16 protein-coding genes and 2 tRNA genes are annotated in these 22,517 nt (G+C 40.1%); 13 read left to right on the forward strand and 5 right to left on the reverse strand.

Features of this window, described 5'->3' with window-relative positions:
* From K7X70_RS06080 to K7X70_RS06135, 12 genes are all read left to right on the forward strand, one after another.
* A complete protein-coding gene (locus K7X70_RS06080; RefSeq protein ID WP_222536211.1) occupies window positions 1–2,424 on the forward strand; it encodes an ABC transporter permease in 2,424 nt (807 codons plus the stop codon).
* 14 nt (window positions 2,425–2,438) lie between these two features.
* On the forward strand, window positions 2,439–4,832 hold the full coding sequence (locus K7X70_RS06085) for an ABC transporter permease (protein WP_222536212.1): 2,394 nt from the start codon (window positions 2,439–2,441) through the stop codon (window positions 4,830–4,832).
* A 43-nt stretch (window positions 4,833–4,875) separates the two neighbouring features.
* Window positions 4,876–5,565, forward strand: a complete 690-nt coding sequence (locus tag K7X70_RS06090) for an ABC transporter ATP-binding protein (protein WP_062547316.1) — start codon at window positions 4,876–4,878, stop codon at window positions 5,563–5,565.
* A gap of 128 nt (window positions 5,566–5,693) precedes the next feature.
* The gene (locus tag K7X70_RS06095; protein ID WP_222536213.1) at window positions 5,694–8,012 is read left to right on the forward strand and encodes an ABC transporter permease; all 2,319 of its coding nucleotides are present in this window, start codon (window positions 5,694–5,696) and stop codon (window positions 8,010–8,012) included.
* 31 nt (window positions 8,013–8,043) lie between these two features.
* Window positions 8,044–8,841 (forward strand): ABC transporter substrate-binding protein, encoded by a 798-nt coding sequence (locus K7X70_RS06100; protein ID WP_222536214.1) that lies wholly within the window; start codon window positions 8,044–8,046, stop codon window positions 8,839–8,841.
* A 163-nt stretch (window positions 8,842–9,004) separates the two neighbouring features.
* Window positions 9,005–9,086, forward strand: a tRNA-Leu gene (locus K7X70_RS06105).
* Window positions 9,087–9,540: 454 nt separating this feature from the next.
* Window positions 9,541–9,622 (forward strand) — tRNA-Leu (locus tag K7X70_RS06110).
* Window positions 9,623–9,857: 235 nt separating this feature from the next.
* A complete protein-coding gene (locus tag K7X70_RS06115; protein ID WP_222536215.1) occupies window positions 9,858–11,522 on the forward strand; it encodes an RNA-binding domain-containing protein in 1,665 nt (554 codons plus the stop codon).
* Between the two features lie 256 nt (window positions 11,523–11,778).
* The gene (gene tig, locus K7X70_RS06120; RefSeq protein ID WP_222536216.1) at window positions 11,779–13,125 is read left to right on the forward strand and encodes a trigger factor; all 1,347 of its coding nucleotides are present in this window, start codon (window positions 11,779–11,781) and stop codon (window positions 13,123–13,125) included.
* Between the two features lie 175 nt (window positions 13,126–13,300).
* Window positions 13,301–14,011 (forward strand): ATP-dependent Clp endopeptidase proteolytic subunit ClpP, encoded by a 711-nt coding sequence (clpP, locus tag K7X70_RS06125; RefSeq protein ID WP_222536217.1) that lies wholly within the window; start codon window positions 13,301–13,303, stop codon window positions 14,009–14,011.
* Window positions 13,995–15,236, forward strand: a complete 1,242-nt coding sequence (gene clpX / locus K7X70_RS06130; RefSeq protein ID WP_222536218.1) for an ATP-dependent Clp protease ATP-binding subunit ClpX — start codon at window positions 13,995–13,997, stop codon at window positions 15,234–15,236. Before clpP ends, clpX begins: the two co-directional genes overlap by 17 nt.
* Window positions 15,237–15,358: 122 nt before the next feature.
* Window positions 15,359–16,222 carry an AMP nucleosidase gene (locus tag K7X70_RS06135; RefSeq protein ID WP_222536219.1) on the forward strand — a complete coding sequence of 288 codons (864 nt, stop codon included), beginning with the start codon at window positions 15,359–15,361 and terminating at the stop codon, window positions 16,220–16,222.
* Here K7X70_RS06135 and K7X70_RS06140 read toward each other — a convergent pair.
* The 5 genes from K7X70_RS06140 to sppA all read right to left on the reverse strand — a co-directional run bounded on the left by K7X70_RS06140 (window position 16,219) and on the right by sppA (window position 21,965).
* Entirely contained in the window at window positions 16,219–16,722 is a 504-nt protein-coding gene (locus K7X70_RS06140; RefSeq protein ID WP_222536220.1) for a SixA phosphatase family protein, read from the reverse strand. The genes K7X70_RS06135 and K7X70_RS06140 overlap by 4 nt on opposite strands.
* Window positions 16,682–17,746, reverse strand: coding sequence for a glycosyltransferase family 9 protein (locus K7X70_RS06145; RefSeq protein WP_222536221.1), 1,065 nt, complete (start codon window positions 17,744–17,746; stop codon window positions 16,682–16,684). Before K7X70_RS06145 ends, K7X70_RS06140 begins: the two co-directional genes overlap by 41 nt.
* Before the next feature lie 3 nt (window positions 17,747–17,749).
* Complete coding sequence (locus K7X70_RS06150) at window positions 17,750–18,352, reverse strand: DUF4254 domain-containing protein (RefSeq protein ID WP_222536222.1); 603 nt, start codon at window positions 18,350–18,352, stop codon at window positions 17,750–17,752.
* A gap of 19 nt (window positions 18,353–18,371) precedes the next feature.
* Complete coding sequence (locus K7X70_RS06155) at window positions 18,372–20,048, reverse strand: DNA polymerase/3'-5' exonuclease PolX (protein WP_222536223.1); 1,677 nt, start codon at window positions 20,046–20,048, stop codon at window positions 18,372–18,374.
* Between the two features lie 141 nt (window positions 20,049–20,189).
* A complete protein-coding gene (gene sppA / locus K7X70_RS06160; RefSeq protein ID WP_222536224.1) occupies window positions 20,190–21,965 on the reverse strand; it encodes a signal peptide peptidase SppA in 1,776 nt (591 codons plus the stop codon).
* 57 nt (window positions 21,966–22,022) lie between these two features.
* Here sppA and folK point away from each other — a divergent pair, with 57 nt between their 5' ends.
* Complete coding sequence (gene folK / locus K7X70_RS06165; protein WP_222536225.1) at window positions 22,023–22,517, forward strand: 2-amino-4-hydroxy-6-hydroxymethyldihydropteridine diphosphokinase; 495 nt, start codon at window positions 22,023–22,025, stop codon at window positions 22,515–22,517.

Below are 22,517 nucleotides of genomic sequence, written 5' to 3' on the forward strand. Positions count from 1 at the left end.
ATGTTCAGACTCAACCTCAAAATCGCATTGCGTAACCTTTGGAAAAATAGGGTATATACTGCTATAAACATCTTTGGACTAGCCATCGCTTTAGCAGCTTTTATTTTAGTAGCCATCTATGTACGTTTCGAGACTACTTTTGACCACAATATTCCTAACTATAAGCAGATCTATCAGGTGGGAAGAATATTACCTGATCACAAAACGAATTATACTGCGATGTCTTTGGCAAAAGCATTGAAAGATGCGATTCCGGAGATTGAAAATGTAGGGAGGAGCAGGCAGACGAATTTTGAGTTCGCATTTAGTACTCAGGATGGCCGTGTGTATGGAAAACAAGTGATTTCCGTTGATTATACCCTGGCTAAAATGTTTGATATCAAACCGGAGAATGGCTTGACTAAACCGGCAGACGGAGCATTGGATTTATATGTCCCGAAAGAGTTTGTTTCGACCATGTTTCCAAAGAAAATGCCATCTTTTCCCGTTAAGGTTGGTATTGGGCCATCAAATGCGCTTCAGTACGGTGATATTATGGGAATTATCAATCATAATTCTGCACATTCCAATCTGGTTTTCGATGCTTTGATCATTACTGATGATGTGGGTGCCGGACAGGAACCAAGTGCTAATAATTACCAAACTTATATTGCAGTAAAGGAAGGTACTGACCTAGAGCTCCTGCAGAAAAAGGTGGATGCTGTTTTTAAAGAAGAATTGAAAAAGTCGCGTTTGACTGCCGCTGCCGGTCGGGAGGGCACATTAAAGACCGAAGCTGACGTGACGATGGCTGCGGATCTTAACGCGCTTGACAAATCAGGAGTTTTTCTAGATCCCCTGGATAATTTACATTTAAGACCGATTGCAGGCAGCAATACCAATTATAAAATTGTAATGGCCTTGTCGGTACTGACTATATTGGTGATGGTGATTGCCTGTATTAATTTCACCAATCTGACCATTGCACAAACTAATAAGAGAGCAAAAGAAGTAGGGGTGAAAAAGGTATTGGGGGCATATCGCATCCAGCTGACTTTCCAGTTTCTGATAGAGATTTTTATGCAGTGTCTGGTCGCTTTGCTGATTGGAATTTTGCTTGCAGAATTATTCCTGCCGCTATTTAATGATGCTTTCAGTGTTTCTTTTTCACTATGGAGAGACAACACGGCTCTGGCCTGGCAACTGCCATTGGTATTGCTGATCATTACATTGATTTCCGGTGTTTACCCTGCATTAGTATTGTCAGGGTTTAAACCGGCTTCCGTGTTAAAAGGGAATCTTCAAACCAGCTATAAAACTTTATGGCTTAGGAATGCCTTATTGGTGACACAGTTTACAGTGGCGATTATTTTCATGGCTGGTTTGCTGATTGTGAGCAGTCAGCTGAAATACATGAGGACAGAAGATACCGGTTTTAAAACTGGACAGGTGGTATACATCAAAAATATGGTGTGGTTCGACCGTGCTTATTTTGAGAACATGAAAGCGCGGATTCTGGCTATCCCTGGGGTTAATTCTTTTACCGTGACTTCGGATGTTCCTGATGGCTCAAGGCCAGGAAGAGTCAATTACTCCGCGGAAGGTAAGGAACTAGGAATGGACATTGTTCATACCGATTTCGACTATTTTGAAACCCTTCATCTGAAACTTAAAGACGGTCGCTTTTTCTCCAAAACTTTTCCTGCTGATGCTGAGAATGGAATTGTGCTCAACGAATCTGCAGTGGCAGCTTATGGGATTACGCATCCTGTTGGAAAGACGATCAGAGGTTGTAATATAGACTACCGAATTGTAGGGGTGGTTAAGGATGCCAAAATGCAGGGCTTTGAAGCTGCGGTTGAACCTACAGTTTATGCTGTGAATAGTCCCTGTGCAAATGGTAAAATGAAACTGATGGTGAATATAGACCCTGACCGCATGGCGGGGGTACTTGCTACTCTAAAGTCAGACTGGAAGCATTTGAATAAGATGGATGGTGATGACTTCAGGTATGAGTTTATGGACGAGTTGTATGGCCGCTTGTTTAAAAAGCAAGAACAACTGCAATCTGTCTTTTATGGCGCTGCTTTGCTCACTATTTTCATTGCTACCTTAGGTCTTTTCGCATTTTCTGCCTTCACGATTAGCAGTAGGATGAAGGAGATTTCTATTAGAAAAGTGTTGGGCGCTACAGATTTAAATATCCTCAGCTTGCTGAATAATTTCTTTATCCGAATTGTTTTGGTAGCCAATCTCATCGGCTGGCCTGTTGCTTATATCGCTGCGCAAAGATGGCTGGATACCTTCGCTTACAGAATTGAAGTTCCTGTACTGCCCTTCCTGATTGCCGGATTTATCAGTATCCTATTGACTTTATTAACCGTAAGTTTTCAGGCTAGGAATGCCATAAAAACCAGTCCTGTTGATGCTTTAAAATATGAATAATAATTATTTAAACCATGTTTAAACTTAATCTTAAAATTGCTTTACGGAACCTTTGGAAGTATAAAGGTTATACTGCGATCAATGTAATCGGGCTGTCCATAGGATTGGCGAGTTGTCTTTTGATTTTTCTTTTTCTAAGATTTCAAACCAGTTTTGATGCGAACTATGATAAACAGGACCGTATTTATCGGGTCGTGTCTTATTGGACTTATCCGGATGGGGATTTCTTTTCCAATGGGGTACCTGTCCCTCTGGCCCCTGCTTTGCGCAATGACTTTGCACAATTGGAACAGGTGGCTGCAGTTCGGAGCAGGAATGGGGTTGTTTTAATAAAAGCAGCACCGGGAGTAACAGAGGTGAAAAGAAAAGAGCAGCTCTTTTATGTGGAGCCTCAGTTTTTCGATATTTTCAATATAGAATGGTTGTCGGGGAAACCTGCTCAGGCATTGTCCGGTCCGGGAATGATGGCTTTGTCTGAAAAAACGGCTGTTAAATATTTCGGTTCCTGGCAGAATGCAATCGGAAAAAGCTTGAATTTCAGTCAAAAGACAGATTTTAAGATTACAGGTGTTTATAAAGATATGCCGCAAAACAGTGATTTCCCATTTAAAATGATCGCTTCTTATGCTTCTTTCGCCGGAAAAGATTCTAAAGCATGGGGGCAAGTCACGAACCGTTCAGAATGTTTTGTATTGGTAAAACCTGGCGTAATCGCAGCGGATCTTGAGGCACCCTTGAAAAAGTTTGTAGCAAAATATTATACGGATCCAGGGCCTGGAAAAGAGAACCATATTTTCCAGCCAATGGCAGAGGTACACCATGATACGCGTTTCAGTAATTTCAGCTACAATACCATTTCTTATCAGGAACTGACAGGATTAGGTGTGATTGGTCTTTTTCTTTTGATCACTGCCTGTATCAATTTTATTAATCTGGCTACCGCGCAGGCCATCAGCCGCTCTAAAGAAGTGGGGGTACGAAAAGTAATGGGCAGCCGCCGCGGACAACTGATCTGGCAGTTTTTAAGTGAAACCACACTGATTACTTTGATTGCCTTGTTATTGGCTTGTGTGATCACTGAATTGTCCATTCCTGGGATGGAAAGTTTAATGGAGGGTAAGGTTTCATTCCGTTTGTTTTCTGAGCCTATGATTTTTGTATTTATGCTGCTGCTGGTATTGGTGGTGAGCTTCCTGGCAGGTCTTTATCCGGCTTTCGTGATTTCTGGATTTAGTCCGGCGCTGGCCATTAAAAACAAAATCAGCGTGGCCAATGCCGGAGGTTTAGGGTTAAGAAAAACATTAGTAGTGGTACAATTTGCCATTACCGCAGTATTGATCATTTCTACTTTGGTAGTGATCAGGCAAATGAAATTCGTGAGAGAGCAGCCTTTGGGTTTTAACCATCAATCGGTTGCTGTGATTGATGTTCCGGCAGATAGTATCAACTTGTCTAAATTAAGTGGCTTTAGAGAAAGAATCATGCAGCTGCCTGGTATCGAGGAAAGCAGCTATTTCAGTGCAGCCCCATTGTCGAATGGCAACAATGAAGTTAATTTTTCTTATGACCACCGTTCAAAAGATGAGGCGTTTCAATTGAATGTAAAAGATGCAGATGAACATTATCTGAAAACTTTCGATATGAAATTAGTGGCCGGACGCGGTTTGTCAAAAAGCGATACAGTGAAGGAGTTTATGGTCAATGAAACGTTGCTGAAAATGTTGAATGTACTGCGTCCGGAAGATGCAATTGGTAAGCGTATTGTGATGAGTGCAGGGGAAGGGCCTATTGTTGGGGTAATTAAAGATTTCAACAACAAGTCACTCAAGGAGGCAATTACTCCTGTAGCGATCTTCAGCAGAACGAAAGCCTATAGTTCCATGGGGTTGAAAGTTGATCCGAAGAAGATGAGTCAAATTATGCCTCAGGTAGAACAGCTATGGAATAGTACTTTTCCTAATCATGTGTATGACCTCGAATTTATGGACCAGTCTATTGAAAGTTTTTATAGAACAGAGCAGGTAATGGGCGTGCTTTTTAAAGTGTTTGCAGGAGTGATTATTTTCATCTCTTTTATTGGCTTGTTCGGATTGGTGTCTTTCATCGCTACACAAAGAACAAGGGAAATTGCCATTCGGAAAGTATTGGGTGCTTCCACATTGGAATTGGTGAAAATGCTGAACCGTTCCTTTTTATACATGGTGCTTATTGCCAATCTGGTGGCCTGGCCGCTGGCTTATATTCTGGCTTCCAAATGGCTTTCGGGCTTTGTTTACCGAACTAATCTGAGCGTCTGGCCATTTGTTTTGGCAATGGTGCTGTCGGTGCTGATTACAGTCATTACCGTAAGTTTACGGTCTTTAAAGGCAGCGAAGACCAATCCAATAGACGCCTTGAAATATGAATAACTCAATAAGAAAGAAATAAAATATCACATTAATCAAGCTGATCATGATCACACTTAAAAATATAGAAAAATACTACGCGAATAAAGGGGTTAAAAGTTACATCCTCCGTCATGTGAGCACGGAAATTAAACAAGGAGAATTTGTTTCCATTATGGGGCCTTCCGGTGCCGGGAAATCAACTTTACTAAACATATTGGGAATGCTGGAAGAACCTACTTATGGCGAATATGAGTTTATGGGAGAAGATGTACTTTCTCTTAATGAACGTAAGAGAATTGAGTTGTACAGGAACCATATCGGCTTTGTTTTTCAGGCTTACCATTTGATTGATGAGATGACTGTAGCAGAGAATATTGAAGCGCCATTATTGTATAAAAAGGTTAGCGGAGCGGAACGTAAAAGCAGGGTTGCTGATGTATTGGATCGTTTCAATATGGTGGCTAAAAAAGACTTGTTTCCAAATCAGCTTTCTGGTGGTCAGCAGCAATTGGTGGGAATTGCAAGGGCTTTAGTAGCCCAGCCCTCCATTATTTTAGCGGATGAGCCTACCGGGAACCTGCAATCTGCACAAGCCCTTCAAATCATGGAACTGTTTAAGAAACTAAATGAAGAAGAAGGGATCACCATTATTCAGGTGACACATTCGGAAATAAACGCCAGTTATGGCAGCCGTATCCTTCATTTGTTAGATGGGGTGATCAAAGAAGATATTGCTCTTGAACAAGGTGTTTAGTCGGGATTTTATCTCTAGCAGGAATTGAATCATAACTAAGAATTTTTTACTACTAATCCATACCGTTGATGTTTAAATTAAACTTTAAAATTGCCCTTAGGAATTTATTAAGAAATAAAACCGCATCGATGATTAACATTAGTGGGCTGGCTATCGGTCTTGCTGCCTGCCTGATGTTGTTAATGTACGTAGCCTACGAATGGAATTATGATCGTGGCTATAAGAATAAGGACAATATTTACCAGGTAATGGTCAATTTTTCTGATCAGAATAAACAGGTGACGGCAACTGGAGATCAGGCACCAAATGTCCTTGCTAAAACTTTAAAGCAAGAAATTCCGGAAATTGAACACATTGCGAGAATCCTCTGGCCTATAAAACGTCTCCTTGCAAATGGAGATAATACGTTTAAAGTAGAAGGCAGGTCGGCAGATGCCGAAATCTTAAAAATCTTTGATTATAAATATATCGCTGGTAGTCCAGAAACTGCTTTTAAGGATCCTAATTCTGTTTTGCTGACTGAGAGTACGGCAAAAAAGCTATTCGGAACCACTGATGTATTGAATAAGGTATTAAAATATGAAAATCAGGCAGATGTGAAGGTGGGCGGGGTCATCAAAGACCATGAGCCAAATACAACTTATCAGTTTGATTGTTTAATTCCATGGGCTTTACAAGCAAAGCTGGATGACTGGGTTGAAAAACCAAACTGGGGAAATTTCGCCTTTTATACTTTGCTGACTTTGAAAGAAGGGGTTAACGTAGACCATTTTAATACTAAGATTAGCAATATCATAGTTACGCATGCACCCAGCGATAATATAGACCCTAGTGTTTTTGTACAGCCATTGGTGGACCTTCACCTGTATGGAGAATTTAAAAACGGACATCCTTCAGGAGGAAGAATTGAACAGCTGCGTTTCTTTGTTGCGCTTGCTTTAGGGATTTTGATCATTGCCTGTATTAACTTTATGAACCTGGCTACTGCAAGGTCTCAGAAGAGAGCAAAAGAAGTGGGGATAAAGAAGACGATTGGGGCCTCGAGAAAATCACTGGTTGTACAGTTTCTATTGGAATCGTTATTGCTCACCTTTGTGAGTGTGGTGTTGGCGGTAATGCTGGTGGAGCTGGCCTTGCCTAAGTTTAATCATTTGCTGAACATTCAGCTGGAACTTAATTACGGAAACCCAATTGCCTGGCTGACTGCAATTGCATTGATAGTAGTAACGGGTGCATTGGCAGGAAGCTACCCAGCTTTTTACCTTTCGGCTTTTAACCCGATTCAAACGATGAAAAAGTCGGTAAATGCGAAGCAAGGTTTCTCATTGTCGTTCAGACAAGTGTTGGTCGTAGTTCAATTTACTTTTGCAATTGTACTCATTGTGGGGACGCTGGTTGTGTATCAGCAGCTGCAATATATTAAGAATAAACCATTGGGATATGACGTGAATTCCTTATTGGAGATGCCTCATGAGGGCAATTTATATCCGAAATTCGACTTGTTAAAGGAACGACTTCTGGCTTCTGGAGCAGTAACAAGCATATGCCAGTCGTCGGGAAGTATTTCTATGCCCAATTCAAATGGTTCAGGAATGGAGTGGAAAGGAATGTCTGAGGATGGTAAACGCATGTCTTTTAACCAGATTTATACCAGCTATGATTTCATTAAAACAAATGGGATAAAACTGATAGAAGGGCGGGATTTTGACCCTAAAATTGCTTCAGATAAAATGGCTTTGATGCTCAGTGAAACTGCAATTAAAACCATGGGTTTAAAAGACCCAATAGGTCAGAAGATCAAGCTATGGGGTGCAGATAGGACTGTTGTAGGGGTCTTTAAAGACCTTACCTGGGGAGATCCGGCAAAAATGAACCTGCCGATGATGATTGGTTTTAATCCACTGAATAGTGATGTCATTAATATGCGGATGAACACCTCAAACCCTACCTCGGAAAATATAGAGACCATCAGTAGAATTACCAAAGAGATTAATCCGGAGTTCCCTGTCGACATCAAGTTTGTTGACCACCTGATTCAGGCTAAATTTGAAAATGAAATGATCCTTGGTGTATTGTCAAATTTATTTGGTGGATTGGCGATATTTATTTCTTGCCTGGGCTTATTTGGCCTGTCTGCTTTTAGTGCAGAACAACGCACAAAAGAAATTGGGGTACGCAAGGTATTGGGCGCCTCTGTAAGTGGTTTGGTGAAATTATTATCGCTGAGTTTTGTGAAAATGGTACTGGTTGCCTTGATCATTGCGATGCCGATTGCCTATTGGATGATGGACAAGTGGTTGTCGAAATTTGATTACCATATTGCTATAGGGCTGCCTGTTTTTGTATTAACAGCGGTCTTAACACTCCTGGTTGCCCTTCTAACAGTAAGTTGGCAAGCATTCAAAGCTGCGAAAACAAATCCGGTAGAGGCATTGAAATACGAATAGATTTTTAGGGAATGACATGTATCTTTGTGGGATGCAACGTCGTTTTACAGATCAGCTTAATCGCAGTATATCTATTAATTATCCTCCAAAAAGGATCATCTCACTAGTCCCATCTCAGACTGAATTGCTGTTTGAGCTGGGACTGGATGCAGAAGTGATTGGGATCACTAAATTTTGTATTTATCCGGAGGCCAAGTTTAAAGAAAAGACTAAAATTGGCGGTACCAAGAAATTAAATATGGAGCTGATCAGGAGTTTGAAACCAGATTTGATCATTGGCAATAAGGAGGAGAATGAACAGGGGCAGATCGAAGAGCTGATGGCTGAATTTCCGGTTTGGATGAGTGATATTCATGATTTGGATGGGGCGAAAAAAACGATCACCGAAATAGGAGCACTGGTAGATCGGGAGCCAGAATCCGCATATCTTAATCACCTGATTACTGCAGGATTTAACGATTTACAAACTTTAGCCTTGCAAAATGGCCTGAATAAATCAGTAGCTTACCTGATTTGGAAAGGACCTTATATGTTTGCTGGAAGAAACACTTTTATCAATCAGATGCTGGCTATGAATGGCCTTAATAATGTAGTGAAAGAGAGCCGCTATCCAGAAATGGATTTGGAAACACTCGCAGGGCTGCATCCAGATCTGGTATTTTTATCCTCGGAACCTTATCCTTTTAAAGAAAAACACCTGGAAGAAATCAGACAGGCACTACCTAATTCAAAAGTAATGCTGGTAGATGGGGAAATGTTCTCCTGGTATGGCAGCAGACTGGTAAAAGCGGTTCAATATTTATTTCAATTGCAGAAAGAACTGTATTAAATCTGCTGATTTAGCATTGATTTTAAGGGCTTGAAAAAAAGATTGAAAATTAAATCCTGTAAGATCAATAGGTTAGCTAAAGTGCCGCTGAATAATTGAAAAAGAGTTTTTAAGTATAGAAACAATAGCTATATTTGCAATCCCGAAAGGGAACATCCTAACTGCGGAAGTGGCGTAATTGGTAGCCGCACCAGACTTAGGATCTGGCGCTTCACGGCGTGGGGGTTCGAGTCCCTTCTTCCGCACAACAATTGAAAAATCAGCCCCGAAAGGGCTGTTTTTTTTTCTCAAAAATTTCAGTTTTTTTCGACCTCAGGGTGCTGCCCTCAGGTGATAGACTATTGTATTTGTGCTTTATCTATCTAAAGCGTTGGCTGAGTTCCATTAGGGGGCTGGTAGGGCCCTGCTAGGGCCCAAGGCTCTGCAAGAGTTGTTTCAGTGCCTTCGTAGGACTTGGGTAAATAAGGGTCAATATAGGTCTGATGCAAGCCGGTTTAATTAGTTGAGGGGCGAGTGAATTATTTGTTTTTTATTTTTGGTCCCGATCAGGAAGGGTTGATGAGCTAAATGTCTGATTATTTGAGGTTAAAAGAGTAGCTGCTTATTGGGGATCAAAAAAACATATTTTTTATTTGAAATTTTTATGTGTTTTTAAAAAACTATTCTATCTTTGCAATCCCGAAAGGGAATATCCTAACTGCGGAAGTGGCGTAATTGGTAGCCGCACCAGACTTAGGATCTGGCGCTTCACGGCGTGGGGGTTCGAGTCCCTTCTTCCGCACAAAAAAGGTGATAACTTGTAAAAGCTATCACCTTTTTTATTTTCAGAGAATTTTAAAAGCATTTTTCTTGTTTTAATGCGCCATAGACGCATGATTGCATGCCTCTAATCCGTTTCCGGCTCAAAATTTTCATTTCCAGTTGTAACTTCTGGTATTGCCCAAGCGCAAGGAAATGGTCGATTAAATATTTTAAGTTATTTAAATTTCTTTTTAATGCTGTTTAATTGCTTTATTATGGTTATTTTCGTTTGTATGACCTTGCCAATTAATATTGAAGATTTGATCCATGGAAAGACGGTAGAGTGGGAACGTCTGGAGTTTAAGAAGGGCTGGAACCCTGAAAAAGTGATTCATACAATTTGTGCCTTCGCTAACGATTTAAATAACTGGGGAGGTGGCTATATTATTATCGGCATCGATGAGTTTGAGGGACAGCCTGTATTGCCGCCAGAAGGACTGCATATCAATCAGCTAGATAAAATTCAGGGCGAAGTTCTGACTTTGGCTTATCAGGTTCTGCCGAATTATTTTCCAATTATCCAGCCGTATTTATTGCAGGGTAAGCATATCATTGTCATTTGGTGTCCGGCAGGTGATAATCGACCATATACCGCTCCAATTGCACAGGGTATCAAAGCGCAGCGTTATCCGTATATCAGATTTGGATCAAGAAGTATCATCGCAAAAGATGGAAATCTTAAACGCCTGCAGGAGCTGGGTGCAAGAATTCCCTTTGATGATCGGGTAAATGGTCAGGCTAAGATTTCAAATCTCGATCTTGGTTTAATACAGGCATACCTATATGAGGTGAAAAGTGATTTATTGGTAGAAAGCCGGAAGATAAGTCCTGAGGCCCTGGGACGGCAAATGCATATTTTTAAAGGACCAGATGAGAGTTTAAGGCCTGTGAATGCAGGGATTTTGTTTTTCTGTAAGGAGCCGGAAAAATTTATCAGCCGATCCTGGATTGAACTGGTATGGCATAAAGGTTTTACGGGAAAGAATTTTACAGAGAAATATTTTAAAGGTCCAGTTCACTATCAATTGCGGGCCGTTTTGGATTTTATTCAAAATAATATTATTCAGGAATTTGTGGTAAAAAATCCAGATAAAGCAGAAGCTACTCGCTATTATAATTATCCTTTTATTGCACTGGAAGAGGTTTTGTCTAATGCTGTTTATCATAAAAGCTATGAATTAGGAAGCCCAATTGAGGTGCAGATCTGGCCGGATAAAATCGAAGTGTTGAGTTATCCCGGACCGGTTCCGCCTGTTGATTCCCAAATTATACAACAGCAAAAAAGAATAGTAGCAAGGGAATATCGTAACAGGAGGATCGGAGACTTTTTAAAGGAGCTCAAACTTACCGAAGGAAGAGGAACTGGATTTCCTGCAATCTATCATGCCATGGAGCAGAATGACTCGCCAGAACCCATCTTTGAAACAGATTTGGCCTGCACTTACTTTTTAACAATCCTTCCGGCTAAACTTAATGATGTACAGGGAATCGTTGCTGAAAATGAAGGTGCAAATCGAAATGAAGGTGCAAATGTGGCTGTTATTGAGGGAGCAAATCGAAATGAAGGTGCAAATGTGGCTGTTATTGAAGGTGCAAACGAAAATGAAGGTGCAAATGGTTTAAATGCAGTCCTGACAGCAGTATTTAAAGAGGCTAGTGCTAATCAACGGACTAAGTTGGAGCCTTTACTTGCCAATTTAATTGAAGAGCCAGGTGGTAAGGCTAATGACTATGCAAATTTGACGGGTTTGTCGTTAAGTACTATTGAAAGATACATTCGCCAGTTAAAGAAAGTGGGTTTGGTTTGTTTTAGTGATAAATCAACTAAAATTGGGGGCTATTTTATAACTGAACAGTTTAGAAATGCCCTGTTGAAATAATTTACCGTCCTGCTTTTGCCTGGTTTTTGAATGATTTGTATGCCTGTTTATTTCATCTTTGGGAGGCTGAGATTCAGATACTCAGTAGCGTAATATTTTCAATTATAGGCTTTGAAATCAACAAAAAAGAATATATTTGCGCCCTCGAAAGGGAAATTTGAGCGGTGGGTTGGAGTCAATTCTTCCGCAATAAAAGTTCCTCCGGAACACGGGGGATTTTTTGTATATAGACATTAATAATTATTGATTCAGAAAGATGAACATTACACAGGAAAAAATTAACGACTTAAATGCGGTTGTAAAAATTAAGATTTCACCTGAAGATTATACTGAAAAGGTTGATAAATCTATAAGAGAACAAGCTAAAAAATCAAACCTTCCTGGTTTTCGTAAAGGAATGGTTCCTGCAGCACATATTAAGAAAATGTTCGGCAGAAACATTTTGGTGGAAGAAATCAATACCCTATTGAGCGAAACTTTAAGCAAGCACCTTGCAGATAATAAAGTGGAAGTTCTTGGTCAGCCATTACCAATCATGGATGATACTAAAGAATACAAATGGGATGGTACTGATGAATTCGAGTTTGACTATGAATTAGGTCTTGCACCAGCAGTAGAGGTAAAAATCACAGCTAAAGATAAATTTACACAATACGTTGTTAAAGCAGATGCTGAAACATTGGCTTCACGTATCAAAAATATCAGAAGAAGCTATGGCAAAATGACAAACCCTGAAGTTTCGGCAGAAGATGACGTCCTTTATGCCGATTTAGCACAACTTTCTGCTGATGGTTCAGTTTTTGAAGGTGGCATCACCAGTACAGGATCTATTCGTTTAGATCAGGTAGCTGATAAAAAGATTTTGAAAACCTTAGTTGGTTTGAAAAAAGACGATGTTGTGGAATTAGATGTTCAGAAAGCGTTTGATAACAATGAGGTGATCATTGCCAAATTGTTAAACATTCCTGAAGAAGAAGCTAAAGAAGTAAAATCGAAATTCCAGGTAACGGTTAAAAATGTAAACCGTTTAGAGGAATCTGATTTAAATCAGGAGTTCTTTGATAAATTATTTGGTGAAGGCGTAGTTACTGATGAGGCTGGTTTTACCGCTAAAATCACAGAAGAAATAGAAGGAATGTTCAAGCAGGATGCAGATCGCAAATTGCAGAATGACATCTACACGAAACTAACTGAATCCGTGAAAATGGAATTGCCAGATGAGTTTTTACGTAAGTGGTTAAAAGCAACTAACGAAAAACTAACTGACGCTGAATTGGCTGAAGGATATGATGATTTCGCTAAAAACCTGAAATGGACTTTAATTGAAAACAAATTAATTAAAGACAATAGCATCGAAATCAAATATGAGGATGTATTCCAGACTGCTAAACAACGTTTAGATGCACAGTTCAGAATGTACAGCCCAAGCCCAATGCCAGAAGATCAATTGGCACAGTATACGGCTACTTTCTTGAAAGAGAAAGACAATGCAAACCGTATTTTTGATGAAGTAAAAGCGATTAAAGTTTTTGAATACATCAAATCTGTAGCTACTATTGAAGAAAAAGAAATAGCTTATAATAAGTTCATCGAAATGAAGTAATCCAGGGTAAAACCAGATACTTTTAATCGATATTAGAATAAGGCGGCTTTATTAAGGCCGCCTTATTTATATAAAGACATTACAGAATTTTACAATACCACAATAATTTACCAATTTAGTTTTGCTAATTTGGTGAAATTAGAAGGGTAGAATTAAATATAAAATAGACATACTGATGAAAATAGACAAAGACGAATTTAGAAAATACGCTGTTAAACACCATCGTATTAATGGTTTAAACGTGGATCGTTTTATTGGTGCTACCAATAATTCTCCAAAAAGTATGACTCCTTATATTATTGAAGAGCGTCAGCTTAACGTGGCACAAATGGATGTGTTTTCACGTTTAATGATGGACCGTATCATATTTTTAGGTGATGCGATCTATGATGGTAACGCAAACATTATACAAGCACAATTACTGTTTTTACAGTCTACCGATAACAATAGAGACATTCAGATTTATATCAATTCACCAGGTGGTTCTGTATATGCAGGATTAGGTATCTATGATACGATGCAATACATCTCACCAGATGTGGCGACGATCTGTACCGGTATGGCTGCCTCTATGGGTGCTGTATTACTTGTAGCAGGTGCTAAAGGAAAACGTGCTGCATTGCCACACTCACGTGTGATGATCCACCAGCCATCAGGCGGTGCTCAAGGTGTTGCTTCTGATATGGAGATCAACCTGAGAGAAATGTTGAAACTGAAAAAAGAATTATATGATATCATTTCTAACCACTCCGGACAAGATTACGAATGGGTAGAAAAAGCTTCAGACCGTGATTACTGGATGAAAGCTGATGAAGCCAAAGGCTTTGGAATGATTGATGAAGTGCTGGGAGCGAATAACAAAGAAAAAAATGGCGAAACAAAATAAAGAATCCCGTTGCTCTTTTTGCGGATCAGGTAAGCAGGATACTTTAATGCTTATTGAAGGTCTTGATGCCTACATTTGCGATAAATGTGTGACTCAAGCCAATCAGTTACTGGCTCAGGAACTGGGAAGCAAAAAAGGGAAACCAATGGATACCTCGATTACCTTATTGAAACCAATGGAAATCAAAGCGCATATTGACCAATACGTTATCGGTCAGGATGATGCCAAGAAAGTACTTTCTGTAGCGGTATACAACCACTATAAGAGATTGGGCCAATCGGTAGACCAGGCAGATGAGGTGGAGATTGAGAAATCAAACATCATGCTGGTAGGGGAAACCGGAACTGGAAAAACCTTATTGGCGAAAACTATTGCGAAGATCCTGCACGTTCCTTTCTGTATTTGCGATGCGACGGTATTAACCGAAGCCGGATATGTTGGTGAGGATGTGGAAAGTATCTTAACGCGTTTATTGCAGGCTGCGGACTACGATGTGGCCTCAGCAGAACGTGGTATCGTTTACATTGATGAGGTGGATAAGGTGGCGCGTAAAAGTGATAACCCTTCTATTACCAGAGATGTGTCGGGAGAAGGCGTACAACAGGCTTTACTGAAGATCTTAGAAGGTACTGTAGTAAATGTTCCACCTCAGGGCGGACGTAAACACCCGGATCAGAAAATGATTCCTGTGAATACCAACAATATCTTGTTCATCTGTGGTGGTGCTTTCGATGGTATCGAACGTAAAATCGCGAACAGATTGCGTACTCAGGCAGTAGGTTATAAAGTGAAAAAGGACGAAGAAGAATTAGACCTTAAAAACCTTTATAAATACATCACACCTCAAGATTTAAAATCTTTTGGTTTGATTCCTGAATTAATTGGACGTGTGCCAGTATTGACCCACTTGAATCCTTTAGATAAAGCAGCATTGCGTAATATCCTGACCGAACCGAAGAACTCTTTGTTCCGTCAGTACGTGAAATTGTTTGAATTTGAAGGTGTGAAATTGACTTTTGAAGATGACGTTTTAGACTTCATCGTAGATAAAGCAATGGAATATAAATTGGGTGCAAGGGGCTTACGCTCCATCTGCGAGGCAATTATGCTGGATGCCATGTTTGACATCCCTTCTGATCCTAGCATTAAGGAGTTGAGCATTACGCTCGATTACGCGCTGGAGAAATTCGAAAAGGCTGACTTTAAAAAGCTGAAAGCTGCTTAAATAATTTAATCCCCGTTTTACGGGGATTTTTTTTAACTTGTTATTTTAGGATTTGACATAAATTATGGCATTTACCTTGTAGCAATAAATATAAATACAACTATACTAGAAAAAGGAGATATATGAATGAAGAATTAGAAGTAAACAAAGACGGAAAAGAGGGCAAAAAAGCAAAGAAAGTTAAAGAGGTAGAAACTCCCGTAAAATCTGGTTTGAAATCTAAAGGTGATATCGTTAAAAACTGGCTTCCAAGATATACAGGCAGAGCATTGGAAGATTTTGGACAATACATCTTATTGACCAATTTCAGCAAATACGTACAGATGTTTTCTGAATGGCATGGTGATGCCCCTATTATGGGCTTAGATAAACCGATGCAGAGTGTCACTGCTGATGGGATCACCATCATCAATTTTGGAATGGGCAGTCCGATGGCAGCGACTATGATGGACTTATTAACTGCTGTGGCGCCTAAAGCGGTTTTGTTTTTAGGAAAATGCGGTGGTTTGAAAAAGAAAAACCAATTGGGTGATTTGATCTTACCAATTGCGGCGATCAGAGGAGAGGGTACTTCTAATGATTACCTGCCTGCTGAAGTGCCAGCATTACCGGCCTTCGCCTTGCAGAAAGCGATCTCTACCACCATTCGTGACCATTCCAGAGATTACTGGACCGGAACTTGTTATACCACTAACCGCAGGGTTTGGGAGCATGATAAAGCGTTTAAAAAGTATTTGAAGACTTTACGTGCGATGGCCGTAGATATGGAAACTGCTACGATTTTTACCACAGGATTTGCCAATAAAATTCCTACCGGAGCATTGCTGCTGGTTTCTGATCAGCCAATGATTCCTGAAGGAGTGAAAACTGCAGAAAGCGATAGCTCAGTAACCAGCAATTATGTAGATACGCATTTAAGAATTGGAATTGACTCTTTAAAGCAGTTGATTAATAATGGATTAACAGTGAAACACTTGCACTTTTAATCTTCATCAGCGCTTTTAGGAAAATCAAAAGCTAATAAATTACCGGTATGGTGGCTTATCTGTGCCCATTTTTCAAATGGAAACTCTATAAGCACTGTACCACAAGTAGGGATATTATAGAGGTTCGCGTTACTCAGGTAATTGGCGAATTCTGTAAGTCCCGGATTGTGACCAAATAAAGCAACGGTATCGTATTTATCGCTCAGCTTATTCAGCACTTTGAGTAAAGTCATGACATTGGCTTCATAAATTGCTGTTTCTTCCTGGATCATGGTCAATGGCTTGTTCCAAACCTCTGCGAAATACTTTGCCGTAGTCAATGCGCGAACGGCTGGACTACTCACTAACAACTGAGGAACCTGGCCTTTTTTTAATATTCTGCCTGCCATTTCTGGCGCATTTCTCAGCCCGCGGGCATTTAATGGTCTGTCAAAGTCGGAAATATGGCTATTTCCCCAATCAGATTTTCCGTGTCGTATCAATAGAAGTTGTTTGCCCATGAATTAGTTTGTTTATAACACTATTTATAACATTTGATTCGGTTAAATTGTTCATGCAGGCAAAATCACCTCTGTAGCATGGAATATTGCCATAAACAGAGCATGGGCGACAATACAAATCGATTTGTACTGCGTCATTAATAGATTGTCCGTAGCCTAAAAATCCAGCATAAGGATGTGTAGCTCCCCAAACGGATACTACAGGGATATTTTTAAGCGAAGCCAGGTGCATACCGGAGGAATCCATGCTAAGCATCACATCCAGGTTTGATATAAAATCCAATTCTTCTTCCAGCTTGATCTTCCTTACCAGAGAAGTGATATTTTCATGTTTAGCAGCCCAACTATCGGCAATTGCTGCTTCTTCCGGCGATCCGCCAAAAATAAAGAGGTGGTGACCCAGACCCGCCAGTTCAAGAACTACATTTTCCATTTTGTGCAGCGGATACACCTTTTGTAAATGCTGGGCAAAAGGGCTTACACCAATCCATTTCTGCGTTTTCTCAGGGAACAACACGTTGTTTAATGGCGCTGGATCAGATTTTTTTAAGGTATTGGAAAGCGTAAAAGGCAAGCCTAATTTTTGGAATACTTTTGCATAACGTGCAACCGTTAATTCGAGAGGGATGAAAACTTTATCAGCTTTGCGCGTTAATGCAGCTTTCTCTTTTCTTCCTTTGTCGACAGACACAGATTTGATTCCTTTTAACAGGAAAAGGAAACATAATATTTTGCTCCTGAGGTTGCTGTGTAAATCAGCAATTGCGGTAATGTCCTGTCTGCTCAGTTCCCGGAAAAGTTTTAATAATCCGAAAAAACCTTTGTGTGTTCCTTTAGGATCAAAAGCATGAAAGCTCAGTCGATCCACTCCCCTAAAAAAAGGTTCAAAAAAAGGTCTGCTGACTACGAGTAGCTGATGTGAAGGATAATGTTCGGTAAATTCTTTTAGAATGGGGGCAGTCATAGCGACATCCCCCATTGCTGAGAAACGGATTACTAAGAGCTTAGCAGTTTCTTTAGGCATTAATTACTTATTGTTATAAAGCACAGGGTTCATGCTCGGATCATTATACATTTTCATTTGCTTATAAACTTTCATGTATTTTGCGCCGCTTTCAATATCAGCGATCAATTCATCTAAACTAGCAGAAAGATCTGTCCTTTGGTTTAACAGAATGTTAAGTTTTGCAGTACAGCTGATTTTATGTTCTTCAGACGCATCTTCACGAAGGGTCTCTTCGTTCATATGGTAGATTTTTAAAGCAAGGATTGATAACCTGTCGATTACCCATGCCGGGCTTTCAGAATTGATCTTTGCATTTGCCGCTGGTGTGATGTTTTTATATTCTTCCAGGAAGTAGCTGTCGATATATTCTACTACGTCTGTACGTTCCTGATTCGACGCATCAATGCGGCGTTTCCATTGCAATGCGATGACCGGATCAATTTCCGGATTGCGAATCACATCTTCCATATGCCACTGCGCAGTATCGATCCAGCATTTCATGTACAGTAAATGCTCTAGCGTACCAATTGGGTAAGGATTTTCAATGGGTTGATCTATATTGTTGTGAATGTGATAATCATTGATCACGTCCTGAAATATTTTATTACAAAGCTGGCTAATCATGGCTCAAAGGTAAGGATAACTATTTTTTATTGTGGAAGTATTCTGAGATATCTTGGAGCGTCATGGCGTTTAAACACTGTTTTGCTTCAAGACCACCTTTTCTACCGATGAGTACGCCATAGTGCATGTCATAGAAGCCTTCCATTCGATGTGCATCTGGGTTAACGGATAATAAAACACCTTTTTCTAAGGCGTAACGGTGCCAGCGCCAGTCGAGGTCTAAACGTAAAGGATTGGCATTGATTTCGATGACCACTTTATTGGCTGCGCAGGCGTCGATTACTTTTGCATAATCAATCGGGTATCCTTTTCTGCTCAGCAGTAATCTACCGGTAGGGTGTCCAAGAATCGTTGTATAAGGGTTCTCTATGGCTTTAATTAATCGGGCGGTGGCTTTATCTTCATCCATTCTTAAATTGCTGTGCACAGAGGCTACGACAAAGTCGAATGTTTTCAAAATATCATCACTATAGTCTAAAGATCCATCGTTCAAGATGTCACTTTCAATTCCTTTAAAGATTTTGAAAGGGGCAAGTTTAGCGTTTAAGGCATCGATTTCCTGGTGTTGTGCATATAAGCGCTGTTCGTTTAATCCATTGGCATAGAATGCTGATTTGGAGTGGTCGCAGATTCCGAAGTATTCCATTTTCAGGTTGTCTTTGCAGAAAGTAGCCATTTGCTCCAGGGTATGTACACCATCACTCCAGGTGGAGTGGTTGTGTAAACTTCCTTTCAAGTCTTCGTAGCTGATTAGTGTTGGCAGTTTGTTTTCTTTTGCCAGCTGTACTTCATTTAATCCTTCGCGGATTTCAGGAGCTACAAATGCGAGCCCAGCGGCTTTATAAATGTCTTCTTCAGTTTCAAAAGGACCATTTCCTGCCAGAGCAAGCACTTCATTCACATGCTGTTCATTGCCGGTGAGCTTGAACCAATTCAGATAGAAAGTTTCTTTCGGACAGAGGTGTATTTGTGTTTTTAATCCGGAGAGGGTAGTGGCATGAAAAGTTCCATCCGCCTGCTCTTCAAAAGTAAGGCCGTCAAATGAGCTGATTTTCTCCTGAACTTCTTCAGGGCTAGTGACACCTATTAAGAAAGGAACATTTTCAATGATCTCCATGCAGCGTCTGTATTCGCCGGCAATACCTAATAACGGCGTTCCAGAAATCTGGTTTAACCACACCGCAAGGTCTGCATATAGCTTATTTACGGTACTTTCTGCATGGGCGTATAAGAATTTCCCTAATCCAGCCATCCTAAACTCGATGATCTTTTTGATCTCTTCCTGGGTTTTCAATCCAAAGCCTTTAGCTTCGATCAGGCGATTTTCATTACAGGCATAATAAAGTTCTCCGATGTTTTCAATACCAAGGTCTTTCCAAATCACGAGGATTTTTTTAGGTCCAATACCTTTGATGCCCAGCATTTCGACAATACCTTCTGGTGTTCTTTCCAGAATTTCTTGTAGATCACTCATCGTGCCTGTTTCCAGGAGTTCCCAGACTTTGGCAGAAATGCTCTTTCCAAGTCCGTCGATCTGTGCGATTTCCTCCAGACTTTTACCTTGAATGGCAAAAGGAAGTTTATCTACTTTTAAACCAGCATTAGCTACTGATTTGATCTTAAAAGGGTTCTCATTGTGTAATTCCATCAATTGAGAAAGCAGTCGCAAATTGCGTGAAATGGTCTTATTTTCCATGGGGATGCTAAATTAAATAAAAAGCCCCGATTTTCCGATTAAACTGGAAATGGCTGTCGGAATGCCCATAAAAAAAGGTCTAATCTTTAATCCGCTATATAGGGATCAAAAGATTAGACCTTTTGAATTTTTTAAATCTGCTTAGTTCACATTGATGTCAAATGGCATTCTTGCCTGTACACCTGATTTCGAAACTGCAGTTTTAATTTGCTCATAGATCAGGTAATTGGCACCTAGTTCCTGTTTGGCATAATAGCTTTTTATTTTATCAGTTGAAGTCTCCAGTAAGGCTTTGATCGGGTCAATCATTTCTGGGTATTCTACGATTCTATAGTCGGTGATTTTAGCTTTTTTAGCAGCGGCTTTGATGGCATCTTCGAAACTGCCTGTTCTATCGGCCAGGCCAATTTTAACGGCATCAGTTCCAACCCAAACACGGCCACCGGCGATGCTGTCGATATAGGTTTTACTTTTCTTACGTCCATTTGCTACACGTGTAATGAAACTATCATACACATGGTTTACGCTATTTTGAATGATCAGTTTTTCTCCGGCAGTCATTGGACGGTTGGTACTCATGATGTCTGCATATTGTCCGGTTTTTACGCCATCAAATGTAACGCCAAGATGGGTATTCATTAATTTCTGTAAGTTAGGAATCATGCCGAATACACCGATTGAGCCCGTAATGGTATTTGGCTGTACAAAGATAGAATCGGCAGCACAGGCGATATAATATCCGCCGGATGCGGCTACGTTACCAAAAGAAGCGATCACTGGTTTCACTTTTTTAGTCAGCACTACTTCTCTCCAGATCACGTCTGAAGCAAGGGCGCTGCCACCTGGTGAATTTACCCTTAAAACAATGGCTTTAATACTCGTATCGGTTCTGGCTTTTCTGATGGCTCTGGAAATTCTTTCCGAACCGATCTGATCATTGCTGCCTTCGCCTCCCATAATATCGCCATTGGCATAGATCACCGCAACTTTGGTTCTGTTGGTGTTTCCTTTGCTGCCCATGATGACATTTTTCGCGTAGTCATTGATAGAAATGGTGGTTAAGTTTTTGTTTTTACTCGTTCCGCTTAATGATTTTAACTCATCAAGAATTTCGTCTTTATACCTTAGTCCATCCACCATTTTATACTTTTCTGCATCTTTAGGCTGCTGGATTTTATATTCATTTGCAATCTGGAAAAGACTGTCTTTACCAATGTTTCTACTTTTTGAGATGTCATTCAGGAAGGTTGTGTACAGTCCGCTTACATAAGCAGTTACCTGCTCGCGGTTTTTATCACTCATTTTAGTATCGATAAAAGGCTCTACAGCACTTTTATAACTACCTACGCGAACGATCTGCATTTCCACACCTAACTTATCTAATGCACCTTTAAAGAAGGGCATTTGTGAGCTTAATCCTTTAAATTCCAAGGCACCTTCAGGATTGATGTATATTTTATCTGCCACTGAGGCTAAGTAATACGCACCTTGGGTATAGACTTCGCTATAGGCGATAATTTTCTTTTTACTGGTTTTAAAGTCGATCAGGGCTTCTCTGATTTCTCTCATGTTGGCATAGCCCGCATTTGGAGAAGATACGCTCAGGTAGATACATTTAATATTGTCATCATATTTTGCTGATTTCAGGGCTTTGATGATGTCGGTAAAACCGATGCTTTTTTTTCGTTCATCACCTAAGATCGGCAATTCAGATAGCGGATCGCTATAAGTACGTTCAGTAACAGCCTGGTCCAGGTTGAGGTAAAGTACAGAGTTATTGTCGACTACCACCGTTTTATCTTCACCAATAGAAGAAACGACGCCTACGATAATTGCGATGAACAGGAATAAAAACACCACTACCGATAAAATAACTCCTACGACAGTTGCAAAAACATACTTAAAAAATTCTTTCATTTGACGGTTAAATATTTAATTTGTAAATATAGTTAAAAAAATGCCTAAGGCTTTTATATGGAGTTGGATAGTAAAAATGTTTATTTGTTACTGGGAAGTAATTTGGGGGATCGGGAAGCGCTGTTAACAGAGGCCATTGTAGAAATTGGAAATCAGGTTGGTGCGGTATTTGCGCAATCGTCATTTTATGAGACAGCAGCCTGGGGAAAAACCGATCAGCCTGCCTTTTTAAATCTGGCTGTAGGGCTGAAAACTACGTTGAGTCCGCTGGAAGTTTTGAAAGCGGTACTGGGAATTGAAGCAGAATTGGGTCGGGTGAGGAAGGAAAAATGGGGGGCGCGACTGATTGATATTGATGTAATTTTCTATGGAGAGGAAATAGTAGATCTGGGTGAAGAACTTCAAATACCTCATCCTCAGTTACAATATAGAAAGTTCGTACTGGTTCCTTTAGCAGAGATTGCAGGTGAGATAATTCATCCCCTTATCGGAAAACGGGTATCAGAAATATTAGCTATATTAGAGGATAATTTAACTGTAACAAAAATTTAA

The organism is Pedobacter polysacchareus, from assembly GCF_019802255.1.
Lineage (GTDB): Bacteria > Bacteroidota > Bacteroidia > Sphingobacteriales > Sphingobacteriaceae > Pedobacter > Pedobacter polysacchareus.

Excerpts from the sequence above, each read along its gene's own strand:
- K7X70_RS06080 (WP_222536211.1), top strand. The coding sequence starts at position 1 with ATGTTCAGACTCAACCTCAAAATCGCATTGCGTAACCTTTGGAAAAAT.
- K7X70_RS06085 (WP_222536212.1), top strand. The coding sequence starts at position 2,439 with ATGTTTAAACTTAATCTTAAAATTGCTTTACGGAACCTTTGGAAGTAT.
- K7X70_RS06090 (WP_062547316.1), top strand. The coding sequence starts at position 4,876 with ATGATCACACTTAAAAATATAGAAAAATACTACGCGAATAAAGGGGTT.
- K7X70_RS06095 (WP_222536213.1), top strand. The coding sequence starts at position 5,694 with ATGATTAACATTAGTGGGCTGGCTATCGGTCTTGCTGCCTGCCTGATG.
- K7X70_RS06100 (WP_222536214.1), top strand. The coding sequence starts at position 8,044 with ATGCAACGTCGTTTTACAGATCAGCTTAATCGCAGTATATCTATTAAT.
- K7X70_RS06115 (WP_222536215.1), top strand. The coding sequence starts at position 9,858 with ATGGTTATTTTCGTTTGTATGACCTTGCCAATTAATATTGAAGATTTG.
- tig (WP_222536216.1), top strand. The coding sequence starts at position 11,779 with ATGAACATTACACAGGAAAAAATTAACGACTTAAATGCGGTTGTAAAA.
- clpP (WP_222536217.1), top strand. The coding sequence starts at position 13,301 with ATGAAAATAGACAAAGACGAATTTAGAAAATACGCTGTTAAACACCAT.
- clpX (WP_222536218.1), top strand. The coding sequence starts at position 13,995 with ATGGCGAAACAAAATAAAGAATCCCGTTGCTCTTTTTGCGGATCAGGT.
- K7X70_RS06135 (WP_222536219.1), top strand. The coding sequence starts at position 15,359 with ATGAATGAAGAATTAGAAGTAAACAAAGACGGAAAAGAGGGCAAAAAA.
- K7X70_RS06140 (WP_222536220.1), bottom strand. The coding sequence starts at position 16,722 with ATGGGCAAACAACTTCTATTGATACGACACGGAAAATCTGATTGGGGA.
- K7X70_RS06145 (WP_222536221.1), bottom strand. The coding sequence starts at position 17,746 with ATGCCTAAAGAAACTGCTAAGCTCTTAGTAATCCGTTTCTCAGCAATG.
- K7X70_RS06150 (WP_222536222.1), bottom strand. The coding sequence starts at position 18,352 with ATGATTAGCCAGCTTTGTAATAAAATATTTCAGGACGTGATCAATGAT.
- K7X70_RS06155 (WP_222536223.1), bottom strand. The coding sequence starts at position 20,048 with ATGGAAAATAAGACCATTTCACGCAATTTGCGACTGCTTTCTCAATTG.
- sppA (WP_222536224.1), bottom strand. The coding sequence starts at position 21,965 with ATGAAAGAATTTTTTAAGTATGTTTTTGCAACTGTCGTAGGAGTTATT.
- folK (WP_222536225.1), top strand. The coding sequence starts at position 22,023 with ATGGAGTTGGATAGTAAAAATGTTTATTTGTTACTGGGAAGTAATTTG.